At 65.5% G+C, this 12,895-nt stretch carries 16 protein-coding genes and 1 pseudogene; 6 read left to right on the forward strand and 11 right to left on the reverse strand.

Annotated elements, in window-relative coordinates; translation table 11 throughout:
- Positions 1-27: 27 nt before the first annotated feature.
- From PARACOCCUSGL_RS0101035 to PARACOCCUSGL_RS0101060, 6 genes are all read left to right on the forward strand, one after another.
- Positions 28-1,011, forward strand: coding sequence for an ABC transporter substrate-binding protein (locus PARACOCCUSGL_RS0101035; protein WP_010392154.1), 984 nt, complete (start codon positions 28-30; stop codon positions 1,009-1,011).
- Positions 1,008-1,781: an ABC transporter ATP-binding protein gene (locus tag PARACOCCUSGL_RS0101040; protein ID WP_010392156.1), complete on the forward strand. Its 774-nt coding sequence runs from the start codon at positions 1,008-1,010 to the stop codon at positions 1,779-1,781. Before PARACOCCUSGL_RS0101035 ends, PARACOCCUSGL_RS0101040 begins: the two co-directional genes overlap by 4 nt.
- A 160-nt stretch (positions 1,782-1,941) precedes the next feature.
- A complete protein-coding gene (locus PARACOCCUSGL_RS0101045; RefSeq protein ID WP_010392158.1) occupies positions 1,942-2,583 on the forward strand; it encodes a CerR family C-terminal domain-containing protein in 642 nt (213 codons plus the stop codon).
- Positions 2,576-3,517: an HlyD family secretion protein gene (locus PARACOCCUSGL_RS0101050; protein WP_010392161.1), complete on the forward strand. Its 942-nt coding sequence runs from the start codon at positions 2,576-2,578 to the stop codon at positions 3,515-3,517. The genes PARACOCCUSGL_RS0101045 and PARACOCCUSGL_RS0101050 overlap by 8 nt, the downstream gene beginning before the upstream one ends.
- Positions 3,514-4,422, forward strand: coding sequence for an ABC transporter ATP-binding protein (locus tag PARACOCCUSGL_RS0101055; protein WP_010392163.1), 909 nt, complete (start codon positions 3,514-3,516; stop codon positions 4,420-4,422). Before PARACOCCUSGL_RS0101050 ends, PARACOCCUSGL_RS0101055 begins: the two co-directional genes overlap by 4 nt.
- Positions 4,419-5,531, forward strand: a complete 1,113-nt coding sequence (locus PARACOCCUSGL_RS0101060; RefSeq protein ID WP_010392165.1) for an ABC transporter permease — start codon at positions 4,419-4,421, stop codon at positions 5,529-5,531. The genes PARACOCCUSGL_RS0101055 and PARACOCCUSGL_RS0101060 overlap by 4 nt, the downstream gene beginning before the upstream one ends.
- Positions 5,532-5,535: 4 nt before the next feature.
- On the opposite strand, the gene PARACOCCUSGL_RS0101065 is transcribed toward PARACOCCUSGL_RS0101060, so the two are convergent.
- The 11 genes and pseudogenes from PARACOCCUSGL_RS0101065 to thiD all read right to left on the reverse strand — a co-directional run bounded on the left by PARACOCCUSGL_RS0101065 (position 5,536) and on the right by thiD (position 12,889).
- On the reverse strand, positions 5,536-6,099 hold the full coding sequence (locus PARACOCCUSGL_RS0101065; RefSeq protein WP_369750401.1) for an ABC transporter permease: 564 nt from the start codon (positions 6,097-6,099) through the stop codon (positions 5,536-5,538).
- Positions 6,073-6,177, reverse strand: a pseudogene (locus PARACOCCUSGL_RS22665) (ABC transporter permease); the annotation flags it as partial. The pseudogene PARACOCCUSGL_RS22665 and the gene PARACOCCUSGL_RS0101065, both read right to left, overlap by 27 nt.
- An 86-nt stretch (positions 6,178-6,263) precedes the next feature.
- Positions 6,264-6,983 (reverse strand): ABC transporter ATP-binding protein, encoded by a 720-nt coding sequence (locus PARACOCCUSGL_RS0101070; RefSeq protein WP_010392168.1) that lies wholly within the window; start codon positions 6,981-6,983, stop codon positions 6,264-6,266.
- A complete protein-coding gene (gene tenA, locus PARACOCCUSGL_RS0101075) occupies positions 6,980-7,654 on the reverse strand; it encodes a thiaminase II (protein WP_010392172.1) in 675 nt (224 codons plus the stop codon). The genes PARACOCCUSGL_RS0101070 and tenA overlap by 4 nt, the downstream gene beginning before the upstream one ends.
- A complete protein-coding gene (locus tag PARACOCCUSGL_RS0101080; RefSeq protein ID WP_010392175.1) occupies positions 7,651-8,592 on the reverse strand; it encodes an ABC transporter substrate-binding protein in 942 nt (313 codons plus the stop codon). The genes tenA and PARACOCCUSGL_RS0101080 overlap by 4 nt, the downstream gene beginning before the upstream one ends.
- Positions 8,592-9,551 carry a HesA/MoeB/ThiF family protein gene (locus PARACOCCUSGL_RS0101085; RefSeq protein WP_029371245.1) on the reverse strand — a complete coding sequence of 320 codons (960 nt, stop codon included), beginning with the start codon at positions 9,549-9,551 and terminating at the stop codon, positions 8,592-8,594. Before PARACOCCUSGL_RS0101085 ends, PARACOCCUSGL_RS0101080 begins: the two co-directional genes overlap by 1 nt.
- The gene (locus PARACOCCUSGL_RS0101090) at positions 9,548-10,144 is read right to left on the reverse strand and encodes a thiamine phosphate synthase (protein WP_010392179.1); all 597 of its coding nucleotides are present in this window, start codon (positions 10,142-10,144) and stop codon (positions 9,548-9,550) included. Before PARACOCCUSGL_RS0101090 ends, PARACOCCUSGL_RS0101085 begins: the two co-directional genes overlap by 4 nt.
- Positions 10,141-10,905, reverse strand: a complete 765-nt coding sequence (locus PARACOCCUSGL_RS0101095) for a thiazole synthase (RefSeq protein WP_010392181.1) — start codon at positions 10,903-10,905, stop codon at positions 10,141-10,143. Before PARACOCCUSGL_RS0101095 ends, PARACOCCUSGL_RS0101090 begins: the two co-directional genes overlap by 4 nt.
- A gap of 1 nt (position 10,906) precedes the next feature.
- Positions 10,907-11,104, reverse strand: coding sequence for a sulfur carrier protein ThiS (gene thiS, locus PARACOCCUSGL_RS0101100; RefSeq protein ID WP_010392183.1), 198 nt, complete (start codon positions 11,102-11,104; stop codon positions 10,907-10,909).
- Positions 11,088-12,065 carry an FAD-dependent oxidoreductase gene (locus PARACOCCUSGL_RS0101105; RefSeq protein ID WP_010392185.1) on the reverse strand — a complete coding sequence of 326 codons (978 nt, stop codon included), beginning with the start codon at positions 12,063-12,065 and terminating at the stop codon, positions 11,088-11,090. Before PARACOCCUSGL_RS0101105 ends, thiS begins: the two co-directional genes overlap by 17 nt.
- Positions 12,062-12,889: a bifunctional hydroxymethylpyrimidine kinase/phosphomethylpyrimidine kinase gene (thiD, locus tag PARACOCCUSGL_RS0101110; RefSeq protein WP_010392189.1), complete on the reverse strand. Its 828-nt coding sequence runs from the start codon at positions 12,887-12,889 to the stop codon at positions 12,062-12,064. Before thiD ends, PARACOCCUSGL_RS0101105 begins: the two co-directional genes overlap by 4 nt.
- Between the last annotated feature and the right edge of the window lie 6 nt (positions 12,890-12,895).

Consider the following 12,895-nt stretch of genomic DNA (forward strand, 5'->3'; position numbering starts at 1 on the left):
ACCCCCCTTTCAAGAAAGAGACACCCCATGACTGCTATCTTTTCCCTGCGCAGCCTTGCGCTGACGACCGCGCTTGGCCTTTCGTTCGGCACCGCTGCTGAGGCCGAGGTGACCCTACGCTATCTGGCCAGCCATGGCGGCCTGTCGGCCCATGAACTGGCCGAAGAACTGGGCTATTACGAAGGCACCGGGATCAAGCTTGAAAACCTTGGCTATGCCTCGGGCGGGCCTGAATCGCTGATCGCCCTTGCCGGGGGCAGTGCCGATATCGGCAGCGCGGCGACCTCGGCTGTGCTGAACTCGATTATCGGCGGGAATGACTTTGTCGCCGCCTATCCGACCCAGGGCATCAATGACGAGGTCCAGTCGATCTTTTACGTGCTCGAAGACAGCCCGATCAAGTCGATCGAGGATATCGCGGGCAAGACTGTCGCCGTGAACACTCTGGGTGCTCATCTGGATTATACCGTTCGCGAGGCGCTGCACCAAAAAGGGCTGCCGCAGGATGCGGTTAACCTTGTCGTCGTCCCGGGACCGCAGCTTGAACAGGTGCTGCGTTCAAAACAGGTGGATGTGTCGGCATTTGGCTATTGGCAGACCACCTTTGAGGGCGCGGCCCGTCAGGGTGGCGGTATCCGCGCGATCTTTGACGATACCGACGTGCTGGGCGAGATCGCGGGCGGCTTTGTCGTTCTGCGCCGCGACTGGGTAGATGCCCATCCGCAAGAGGCGCGCGCCTTTGTCGATGGTGCGGCCAAGGCGCTGGACTGGGCGCGCGAGAACCCTGACGAGGCCAAAAAGGTATTCGCCAAGGTGCTGAGCGAGCGGGGCGAAAACCCCGAGGTCGCGCAGTATTTCGCCGGCTACGGTGTGCGCAAAGGCGGCCTGCCGGTCGAGCGTGACATCCAGTTCTGGATCGACGTGCTTGAACGCGAAGGCAAGGTTGAAAAGGGCAAGCTCAAGGCAGCCGACATTCTGCTGGTCAGCGGCGAAGCGGTGGCGGCGAAATGACGGATCTGCAACCTTCCATCCTGCGCGGAGAGGTCAAGGTCAGGGGCCTGTCCAAATCCTATGCGCTGAACCGCAGTTCGCTTTCGGTGCTGCGTAATCTGGATCTGGACGTGAACGGTGGCGAGATCCTCGCCATCGTCGGCCCCTCGGGCTGCGGCAAGACCACGCTTTTGCGGGTACTCGCCGGACTTGAATCGCCCGACCGGGGCGAGGTTCTGATCGACGGCCATCCGGTAGCCGGCGTCGGGCGGGAACGGGCCGTGATCTTTCAGGAACCCCGGCTTCTGCCATGGCTCACGGTGCTGGAAAACGTCGCCTTCGGGCTTGAGGTGCGGGGCGTTCCCGCCGCTCAGGCCCGCGAACGGGCGCGCCATTACATTCACCTTGTCGGTCTGACCGAATTTGCCGAGGCGTGGCCGCGCCAGCTTTCGGGTGGCATGGCGCAACGCGTCGGCATCGCCCGTGCCCTGACCGTGCAGCCCGAAATCCTGCTGCTGGACGAGCCTTTTGGCGCGCTGGACGCCATGACCAAGCTGACCATGCAAGAAGAGCTGGCCCGCATCTGGCGTGAAGAGGGCGTGACCATGATTCTTGTTACGCATGACCTTGAAGAAGCGATCTTTCTTGCCGATCGGGTGCTGGTCCTGTCCCGCGACAATAGCGACCCCGCCCGTCTGATTGATGTGGACCTGCCGCGACCACGGGATCGCAGCGAGCAGGGCTTTGTTGCCATGCGCCGCCGTCTGATGGCGGAGTTCGGTCTGCATTGACCGCGAGCCCTGTCTGGCCGCCTCTCCTCCCTCCGCCATGCGGGCCAGACAGGGTTTCGTGATCTTTTGCTTTCCTGCAGGCAATGGGTGCGGGCGCTTTGCGCGATGGTCTCGACTTAAGGGCGAAAATCCTGTATCAATCGATTGATTGATTTCTGGTATGACGGCCATGAAACCGCATCCGACCCGCGTCGCGCTGATCCGCGCTGCTATGGAGCAGTTTGGGCATGGCGGCTTTGAGGCCGCCTCGACCCGGGCCATCGCTGCGCAGGCGGGGGTCAATATTTCCTCGATCGCCTATCATTTCGGCGGCAAAGAGGGGTTGCGCCTTGCCTGTGCCGATATGGTGGCGGAATGGGTGGCGCGTGTCGCCCGCCCTCTGCCCGCAGGTCAAGAGCGGCCGGATGCGCGTCTGGCGCGTCTGATCCTGCGGCGTCTGGTCCGCCGGATCGTGACCTTTCTGATTGTCAGCCCCGGTGCCAGCGATGCGGTAGCCTTTGTGCTGCGCGAACTGGCCCAGCCGGGCAGCCCGGTGCTGGACCGGCTTTACCTGACGCTGGTCGAGCCGCGCCACCGGGGGCTATGCGCGCTGTGGTCCGCCGCGACAGGCGCCGATGCCGAGGATGAGGACGTCAAGCTTGCCGTATTTTCGCTGTTCGGGCAGGCGGTCTATTTCCGTGTCGCCGCGCCCATCGTTCAGCGCCGGATGGGGTGGAGCCAGTATTCCCGCACCGAGGCCCGTGCGATCATGCGCCGCATGCTGATCAACCTTGACCGGATGATCGGGGGCGGGGATGGCTGACCTGCTGTGCGCATTGGGCTTTCTTGCTGCGTTGGTGCCCTATTGTGGGTCATCCGCACCGCTGGGCACCGGCTATGTCGAGGGCGAGTATATCCACATCGCACCGATAGCAGCAGCCCGGGTCGAGATGCTGGAAGTCCAGCGCGGTGACCGGGTCGAGGCGGAACAGCTTTTGGCCCAGATGGAAAACCGCGACGCTGCGTTCGCGCTGGCTGGGGCAGAGGCGGCCTATACCCGCGCGGCCAGCGCATTAGCTGATCTGGAAAAAGGTGGCCGCACGCCCGAGATTGCCGCCAGCCAGGCCGCCGTCGCCTCGGCCCGCGCCCATGCCGATCAGACGGCGCGCGAGGCCGTGCGGCAAGAGCGGTTGCTTGCACAGCGCGTCAGCTCGCCCGCTCAGCTGGACGATGCCCGCGCTGCTGCCGATATGGCGCAGGCCGCGCTGCATGAGGCCGAGGCCCGGCTGGCCGTGGTCGCCTTGCCCGCCCGTCCCGATGCCATCGCTGCCGCCCGCGCCACGCTGTCCGAGGCCGGGGCGAACCGCGAGGCGATGGAATGGCAGCTTCAGCAGCGTCGCCTGACCGCCCCAGCCCCGGGCATTGTCACCGATATCCTGCGCCATCCGGGTGAAATGGCCGGACCCTCGGCCCCTGTGCTGGTTTTTCTGCCGGACGGGGCGCTGCGGCTGCGCTTTTACGTCAGCGAAGCGGATATTTCGGCGCTGGCTTTGGGGACGCGGCTGACGGTCGGTTGCGACGGTTGCGCGCCCGTCACGGCCACCGTTTCATTCATCGCGGATGAGGCCGAGTTTACGCCTCCGGTCATCTATGCCCGCGACAGCCGGCAAAAGCTGGTCTATCTGGTCGAGGCCGTCCCGGACCCCGGCAATACGCTGAAGCCCGGCCAGATCGTTGAGGTCTGGGCTGAGCCATGACCGTGGTGACCGCCATTGATGTCTCGGGCCTGACGAAATCCTTTGGCGGCAGGAAGGTGGTCGATGACGTCGCCCTGAAGGTCGCCGAGGGCGAAATTGCCGGGTTTCTGGGCCCGAACGGCTCGGGCAAGACGACCTGCATTCGCATGATCTGCGGCCTTCTGACCCCCGATGCGGGCAGCGGTACGGTGCTGGGCCTTGACGTGCGCCGCGATCAGCGGGCGATCCGCCGACAGGTCGGCTATATGACGCAGCGGTTTTCCTTTTATGAAGACCTGTCGATCGAAGAGAACCTTGGTTTCGTCGCCGGGCTTTATGGCCTGCCGCGCCAGGCGGTGCGCGACACGCTTGAGGATCTGGGCCTGACCGCGCGTCGCGCCCAGCTTGCCGGCAGCCTGTCGGGCGGGTGGAAACAGCGGCTGGCGCTTGCCGCCTGCATCATGCATCAGCCGCGTCTTTTGCTGCTTGATGAGCCGACGGCGGGTGTCGATCCCAAGGCGCGCCGGCAGTTCTGGGACGAAATCCACGCCCGCGCGCTGTCGGGCATGACGGTGCTGGTTTCGACCCATTACATGGACGAGGCCGAGCGTTGCCACCGCATCAATTACATCGCCTATGGCAGGCTGGTGGTTTCGGGTACGGTGGCCAAGGTCATCGCGGGGGCAGGGCTGATCACGATGACCGTGCAGTCGCCCCGGCCCGGTGCGCTGGCCGAGCGGTTGCGCAAGGCCCCGGGCGTCGGGCAGGTCGAACCCTTTGGCACCTCGCTGCATGTGACCGGGCCCGATCGCGCAAGGCTTGAGGCGGCGTTGGCGGCCGAAGGGGTCTCGGGCCAGCCGGTCGAGACAAGCCTTGAGGATGTGTTCATCCGCCTGATGGATCAGTCGCAGGACAATATGCAATGAGCCTTTCGCTGACACGTCTGTGGGCGATCCTGCGCAAGGAATTCATCCAGATGCGCCGCGACCGGGTGACCTTTGCGATGATGCTGGGCGTGCCCATCATGCAATTGCTGCTGTTTGGCTATGCGATCAACAGCGATCCGCGCCACATGCCGACGGCGCTGATCGCCCCGGTTCAGGATCAGTTCAGCCGCAGCCTTGTCGCCGCGCTTGAAAACAGTGGCTATTATCGCATCACCCATCCCGATGCGCAGCCCTCTGAGGCCGAGCGGCTGATTGCGCAAGGCAAGGTCTCATTTGTCGTCACCGTACCTGCTGATTTCGGCCAGCGGTTGCTGCGTGGCGAACGGGCGCAGGTCCTGGTCGAGGCTGACGGTTCGGACCCGACGGCCACCAGCGGCGCAATCGCCGCTTTGGGTGGTATCGCCAAAAGCGCCTTTCGCCGCGACCTTGCGGTGCCCGAGGCCGCAGGACCCGAGATCGTCGTCCACCGCCGCTATAACCCCGAGGGCATCACCCATTACAACATCGTCCCCGGTCTTTTGGGTGTGATCTTGCAAATGACCATGGTGATGATGACCGCCATGGCCCTGACCCGGGAGATCGAGCGCGGCACGATGGAGAACCTGCTTGCCATGCCCGCCACCGCGGCCGAGATCATGCTGGGCAAGATCGCGCCCTTTCTTGGCGTGGGGGCGGTGCAGGTCCTTGTGATCCTTGGTGCGGCATGGGCGCTGTTCGATGTGCCCTTCATGGGTTCGCCCGCGCTGTTGCTTGCCGGGGTGATGGTCTTTGTACTGGCGCTGGTGCTGCTTGGTTATCTGATCTCGACCGTCGCACGTACGCAGATGCAGGCGATGCAGATTGCGATATTCGTCTTTCTGCCCTCGATTCTGCTGTCGGGGTTTATGTTCCCGTTCCGGGGCATGCCCGGCTGGGCGCAGATGCTGGGTGAACTGTTGCCGGTCACCCATCTGCTGCGCCTCGTCCGGGGCATCATGCTAAAGGGGGCGGGGCTGCCCGATGTGCTGGTGCAATTCGGCGCGCTTTCGGTCATGGTGGTGGTGCTGGGGGCGCTGGCGCTGTTGCGGTTCCGCCGGACGCTGGACTAGGCGCTCAGACCCCATAGCGCGAAAGCAGGCGGTGCAGCGCCAGTGCCACCAGCCGGGCAAAGACTACGGTCATTACCGACAGCACCAACAGGGCGGCAAAGACCAGATCGGTCTTCATCCGGCCGTTGGCGTGGATCATCAGCGCCCCAAGGCCGCGTGCGCCGCCGACCCATTCGCCGATCACCGCCCCGATCGGGGCATAGACTGCCGCCAGGCGCAGCCCGGTCGCAAGGCCTGGCAGTGCTGCAGGGATGCGCAGGTGGCGCATGATACGGATGGGGCTGGCGCCCATGACCTGCGCCAGATCCAGCGCAGCCTGAGGCGTCCGCATCAGCCCGTCCAGAAAGGCGCTGACCACCGGGAAAAAGACAATCAGCACCGTCATGGCGACCTTGGGCGACATGCCAAAGCCCAGCCACAGCGTCAGGATCGGCGCCAGCGCAAAGACCGGAATGGTCTGGCTGAATGTCAGGATGGGGCGCAGCACACCGGTCAGCTTTTGCGAAAAGCCCATCACCACCGCCAGCGCCGCCCCCAGGGCCGAGCCAAGGGTAAAGCCCAGCACCACCTCGGCCAGCGTGAAAGCGGCGTGACGGGTGATCTCGGCCCGGTTCAGCCACAGCGACTCGAGCACCGCGCGGGGCGAGGGCAGCAGAAAGGGCGGCATGCCGGCCAGCCAGATGACCCCCTGCCACAGCACCAGAACGGTGACGATCAGCGCGATAACTGTTCTCACGCCATCATCCCCCGCATCAGCCGGGCCTGCAATTGCAGGACCTCGGGCGCGTCATAGGGGCGGGCGGCGCCTTTGGGGCGCAGGGTCGGGACCGGCCATTCGGTCAGTCCCGTCTCTCGCAGCAGCAGAATCCGGTCGCCAAGCCGCGCTGCCTCGGCCGGGTCATGGGTAACGAGCAGCACCGTACGCCCTTCCAGCAGCCGCGCGGCCAGGTCCTGCATCTGTGCCCGCGTCCGCGCGTCAAGCGCCGAAAAGGGCTCATCAAGCAGCACCAGCGGCCGGTCCTCGAACAGAGTCCGGGCAAGGGCGACGCGCTGGCGCTGCCCGCCCGAAAGATTCGCCGGCAGGTGATGGGCGCGGTCGGTAAGCCCCACGGCCTTGATCAGCGCGGCCGCGCGGGCGGCGGGCTCGTCCCCTTGTCGCAGCGTGCCGCGCAGCCTTGCGCCAAGCGTGACATTGCCTGTCACATCAAGCCAGGGGATCAGGCCCGGGTCCTGCGCCATCAGCGCCACGGGCTTGTCGCGCGTCGCCTCACCCTCAAAGCGTGCTCCGGTTTCAAGCCCGGCGATCAGCCGCAGGATGGTTGATTTGCCGACACCCGAGGGGCCAAGCAGGCAGGTCCAGCCCGCATCTTCAAGCCGCAGGTCGACCGGTGCGAACAACGGGGCCTCGCCCACCCAGGCACGGCCACGGACCAGCGCTGCCGCGGCGGTCATGGCTTTCCCCGTTCCCAGAACGCGACCTCAAGCCGGGTTGCGGTCGCAAAGCGGTCAGAGAGCGCGGCCCATCGGGGGCTTTGTTCGGGGGTGTCGCCCAGCCGTTTGCGGATCGCGCTGTCAAGCAGCGCCCCGGCCTCGGCGCAGGCCGCCTGATATTCCTCGCCCGCATAGGTGTCGATCCAGTTCCGGTAGGGCGTGTCGGGCGCTGCCTCGCGTGCAAGCCGCAGCCCGATTTCGCCATAGCCCAGCACGCAAGGCATCAGCGCCGCAAGCAGGTCCAGAAAATCGCCCGAATAGCCTGCCTCGAGCACATAGCGGGTATAGGCGATATTGGTCACCGCCTCTTGGGCGTTGCTCAGCACCTCGAGATCCATGCCGGCGCTGGCGCAGGTGCGCACATGCAAGTCCATTTCATAGTTCAGCAGCGTGTGAACCGTGGTCGAGCAGGTCTGCATTTCCGTAAGATCACCAGCCTTGACCACGGCCAGCGCCCATGCGCGCGAAAAGTTCTGCAAGAACAGATAGTCCTGAACCAGATAGGTCAGAAAAGCCGATTGCGGCAGGGTGCCGTCGCGCAATCCTTCGACAAAGGAATGACGGGTATAGGCATCCCAATCCGGTTGGCAGGCGGCGCGCCAGGCGGCGAAGGCATGGCCATAGCTGGTCATTGCGCGGCCCCCACATCCACCGCCAGATCCGAGACGGGCAGCACCTTGTCGATCAGGCCGGCCTTGTGCAGGAATTCCTCGAACCGGGCATAACGGCCCTGATCCAGTGCGGCGGGGCTTTGCGAAAAGCGCGGCAGCGTTTCCTTCCACGCCTCAGAGTTCAGCTCGTCCTTGAGGTCGGGCGCGGTGGCCGAGAACAGCTCCCATGCTTCGCCGGGGTGGTTGACCATATATTGTGCGCCGCGTTCGACCGCGCGCAGCAGGCGCAGGGTGCGGTCGCGATCCAGATTGTCGGGGTTGGCGACAAAGATCAGCTCGTCATAGGTCGGAACGCCCTGTTCCTCGACAAAGAAACATTTGCCCTCGGCCCCCTCGAGCCGCATCTGCGTCAGCTCAAAATTGCGATAGGCGCCGATGGTGGCATCGACCTGACCGGCAATCAATGCGGGCGACAGCGACCAGTTTACGTTGACCATCTCGATATCGTTCATCGTCAGCCCGGCCGAGGCAAGGATCTGGCCCACCAGCGCCTCTTCGACGCCCGAGACGGAATAGCCGATCTTTTTGCCCTTGAGATCCGCAATCTCTTGCACCGGACCATCGGCCTTGACCATCAGACAGTTCAGCGGCGTTGCGACCAGCGTGCCGACGCGGCGCAGGGGCAGGCCCTCATGCACCTGCAGATGCAGTTGCGGCTGGTAGCTGATGGCGTAATCGGCCTTGCCCGCGGCGACCAGTTTGGGCGGATCCGAAGGATCGGCGGGGGCGACGATCTCGACCTCAAGCCCCTCGTCCTTGAAGAAGCCCTTTTCCTGCGCAACGATGATCGGCGCATGGTCGGGGTTCACGAACCAGTCAAGGATCAGCGTGACCTTATCCTCGGCCAGCACTGGCTGGGCCAGCAGGGCAAAGGCGGCGGCAAGGGTGAAATGTTTCATCAATTCTCGTCTCCAAGGGCAAGAAGGGCGATTTCGCCATCCCAACGGTGGGAAAGCGCGTCGGCGGCGCGCCAGGAACGCAGACCCGAACGGCAGGCCAGCACCACACGCTGACCGGGCTCGGGCAGGGGACCGGTTGGGCCATATCCGGGCAGGCGCAGCGCCTGCGGGGTGGCCTTGCGCGGCGCCTCGTCTTCGGGGCGCAGGTCGATGACCAGATCAGCTGGGGCGATTTCATCACGTGCGATAAAGCGGGGGCCGGTGGTTTCGGGCGCGGCGTCAAAGCGGAACTGACTGAAGCGGCCGGCCTCAAAGCGAACGAATTCACCCAAGGGCGAGGGCGTGGTGCCAAGGATCAGCCGCAGCGCCATCTGGGCCTGAATACAGCCCAGCATCCCGACGACAGGGCCAAGCACGCCAGCGGTCGCGCAGGTCTGGCCGCTGTCAGGCGGGTCGGGGAAAAGCGCGCGCAGGCTGGGCGCACCGCCGCAGAACCCGCCGACATAGCCCGAAAGCCCCAGCGCCGAGGCCGAGATCAGCGGCTTTCCCGCTGCAAGGCAGCCATCAGACAAGGTGTAGCTGGCCGCATAGCTGTCGGCGCAATCCAGCACCACATCCGCCGCCGCGATCAGCGCAGGCGCATTCACGGGTGTCAGCCGGTCCTTTAGCGCCTCGACCTTAACGGCAGGGTTCAGCCGCGCCAGCGCCTGCGCGGCGGCGCGGACCTTGGGCTGACCGATGTCGTCGATCCGGTACAGCGGCTGGCGGTGCAGGTTCGTTTCCTCGACCGTATCAGCGTCGATCAGGGTGATCTGCCCGATGCCTGCCCCGGCAAGATATTGCAGTGCGGGCACACCCAGACCGCCCGCGCCGACGATCAGCACGCGGGCGGCAGAGATACGCTCTTGCCCCGCTGCGCCGACCTCGGGCAGGACCATCTGGCGGGCATAGCGGGTCATGCCGCCACCCGCTGCCATTCGCGGATGCGGCCCTCGGGGTCGGGATTCAGCGTGATGTCGGTGACAACCGAAGCAATATCCGCGCCCGCGGCAAAGGCTTCCAGCGCGCGCCCGGGTGTCATGCCGCCGATGGCGACCAACGGCGTCTCGCCCACCAGCCTGCGCCATTCGCGGACGCGGTCAAGGCCCTGCTGTTCCCATTTCATCTTTTTCAGAATGGTCGGCCATACCGGGCCCAGGGCGATGTAATCAGGCTTAAGGGCCTGCGCCCGCTCCAACTCGGCATGGTCATGGGTCGAGATGCCAAGCCGCAGCCCGGCGCGGCGGATCGCCGGCAGGTCGGCGGTGTCCAGATCCTCTTGTCCCAGATGGATGAAATCACAGCCAAGGTCGATGGCGGCCTGCCAGTGATCATTGACGACCAGCGTCGCGCCGTGATCGCGGCAAAGTTCCCGACACAATGCCAGTTCGCCCATCAGCCGGGCCGGGGGCTGGTCCTTGATGCGGACCTGAACCAGTTTCACGCCCAGAGGCAGGGCGCGGCGCAGCCAATCGGCGCTGTCAAAGATCGGGTAAAAGCGCGGCAGTTTCATCCCAGCACCGCCATTCCAAACAGAGGGGTCGAAGGCGCGGCCATGTCGCGTGCCTCGATCGGGTTTGCGCCATGGGCCAGTTTTCCGGCCTCGATCGCCGATGCCATGGCGCGGGCCATCGCGACCGGATCGCCTGCCTTGGCGACGGCGGTGTTCAGCAGCACCGCGTCATAGCCCAGCTCCATCGCCTGCGCGGCGTGACTTGGCAGGCCGATGCCTGCATCGACCACCAGCGGGATACCGGGGAAATGCGCCCGAAGGCTGCGCAGCCCATAGGGATTGTTCAGCCCCCGGCCCGAGCCGATGGGCGCGCCCCAGGGCATCAGCACCTCGCAGCCCGCATCAAGCAGCCGTCCGCAGACCGACAGATCCTCGGTGCAATAGGGGAATACCTGAAAGCCGTCCCCGGACAGCGCCCGTGCCGCCTCGACCAGCGCGATCACATCGGGGCAAAGTGTGTCGTCGTCGCGGATGACCTCAAGCTTGATCCAGGGCGTCTCGAACAGCTCGCGTGCCATCTGGGCGGTGGTCACGGCCTCGCGTACCGAATGGCAGCCGGCGGTATTGGGCAGGACGGGGATGCCCAGATCGCGGATCAGGCGATAGAAGTCCTGCCCGCCGCCGCCTTCGCGGCGCAGGCTGACGGTGGCGATGCCAGCGCCCGAGGCACGGAATGCCTCGGCCATGATCGCGGGCGAGGGGTATTGCGCGGTGCCCAGCATCAGCGGGCTTGCGACCTCGGTTCCGTAAAAGACCGGCATCTCAGCCTCCTTGCATGGGGGCCACGACTTCCAGCGCGTCGCCGTCGCTGAGCGTCGTTTCCGGGCGGGCCGCGGCGGGCAGGAAGGCACCGTTCAGTGCCGTTGCCACCTTGGCCGTACCAAGTCCGATTTCGGTCAGCACGTCCTGTACGGTCGGGCCGGTCAGGTCGCGCGGCGCTCCGTTAAGGGTGATCTTCATCCATGAACTCCGGTTTCCGGCCCTCAAGCAGATAATCGGCGGCCATACGTGCCACGGCAGGGGCCAGAAGGTAGCCGTGGCGGTAAAGGCCGTTGGCGAAAAGCGTGCCACCGCGCCGGCGCAGGCGGGGCAGATTGTCGGGAAAGGCGGGGCGCGCGTCCGAGCCAAGCTCAAGGATCTCGGCCTCGGCAAAGCCCGGATGCAGGGCATAGGCAGCCGACAGCATCTCGACCGCCGAACGGGCGGTGACGCGATACTTGCCGCCGGTTTCCAGCATGGTCGCGCCGATCATATAGACCCCGTCGCCACGCGGCACGACGTAAAGCGGGATGCGCGGATGCAAAAGCCGCACGGTGCGGGTCAGCGTGACCTCGGGACAGCGCAGCACCAGCATTTCGCCGCGCACGCCGCGCAGATCGGGCAGCTCGTCCCTGGCAGCAAGGCCGCGCGCATCGACGATCATGCCGGTCGGTGCGCCCTCGGTCTCGATACGGATGCCGCGCTGTTCCAGCCGGTCGCGCAGAGCCAGCAGGGCGGCGCGGGGGTTCAGATGCGCCTCGGTGCCGAAATGCAGCCCGCGCGAAAAGCGGCCGGCCAGTTCGGGTTCCAGCGTCGCGATATCGTCACCGGTCACCGGCTGATGAGCCTTGGTCAGCCGGGCAAAGCGGTCAAGTTCGGTCCGGTCGCGTGAGGGGGCAAGCACAAGCGTGCCTCGCCGGGTGACCTCGGCGCCATTTGCTTCCCACCAATCGGCGGCGTCGAGGCCAAGGCGCAGCACCACCGGCTCGGCGCTTTCGGCCTCGCAATAGGGGGCAAGCATGCCGCCCGCGCGCCAGCTGCAGGCATGTGAGCCGGGCTTGCCGGCAGGGTCGATGATACGCGGCTGTTTCCCACGCGCGGCCAGTTCGGTCGCAATCGAGAGACCCATCACCCCCGCGCCCAGGATGGTAATCGCGGTCATGCCTGCCTCCATAGCGCGTGGAAATGATGCACGGGCCCATGGCCCAGCCCCACCGCCAGCTCATCTGCGGCCGCAATTGCACCCTGCAACCAGCCATGCGCGCGGTCTGCCGCATCCGGCACCGTCATCCCCTGCGCAAGCCCTGCCGCGATGGCCGAGGACAGTGAGCATCCGGTGCCATGGGTGTTCGCTGTGTGCTGGCGCGGTGCGGTCAGGGTCAGCGGTTCGGCTCCGATCAGCAGGTCGGTGCAGGTCTCTCCGCTGGCATGGCCACCCTTCATCAGCACATGTGTGGCGCCAAGGGCGCAAAGTGCCTTGCCCTGCGCCCGCATCTCATCCGGGGTTTGCGCGGGGGCGCGATCCAGAAGCCGCGCGGCCTCGGGCAGGTTCGGCGTCAGAACGGTCGCAAGCGGGATAAGCCGTTCACGCAGGGCCGAGACTGCCTCGTCCGGCAAAAGCGGGTCGCCCGACTTTGCCACCATCACCGGGTCAAGCACCACCGGGATCGGATTGGCTGCCAGAAGCGCGGTCAGACGGTCGGCCACCACCGTGATCACATCCGGGCCGCCCAGCATGCCGATCTTGACCGCGCGCACATCAAGATCACCAAAGACCGTATCGATCTGGGCGGCGATCATCGCCGGGCTGACGGGTTCGACCGCCGCAACGGTGCGGGTGTTCTGGGCGGTGATGGCTGTGATCACAGAAGCGCCAAAGACGCCGAGTGCTGAAAAACTTTTCAGATCGGCCTGAATCCCGGCGCCGCCGCCGCTATCCGATCCGGCAATCGTCAGCGCGATAGGTGGGGAAGGAAATCCCGGCATGGCCCG

This window comes from Paracoccus sp. TRP (genome assembly GCF_000185925.1).
In the GTDB taxonomy this organism is placed as follows: domain Bacteria; phylum Pseudomonadota; class Alphaproteobacteria; order Rhodobacterales; family Rhodobacteraceae; genus Paracoccus; species Paracoccus kondratievae.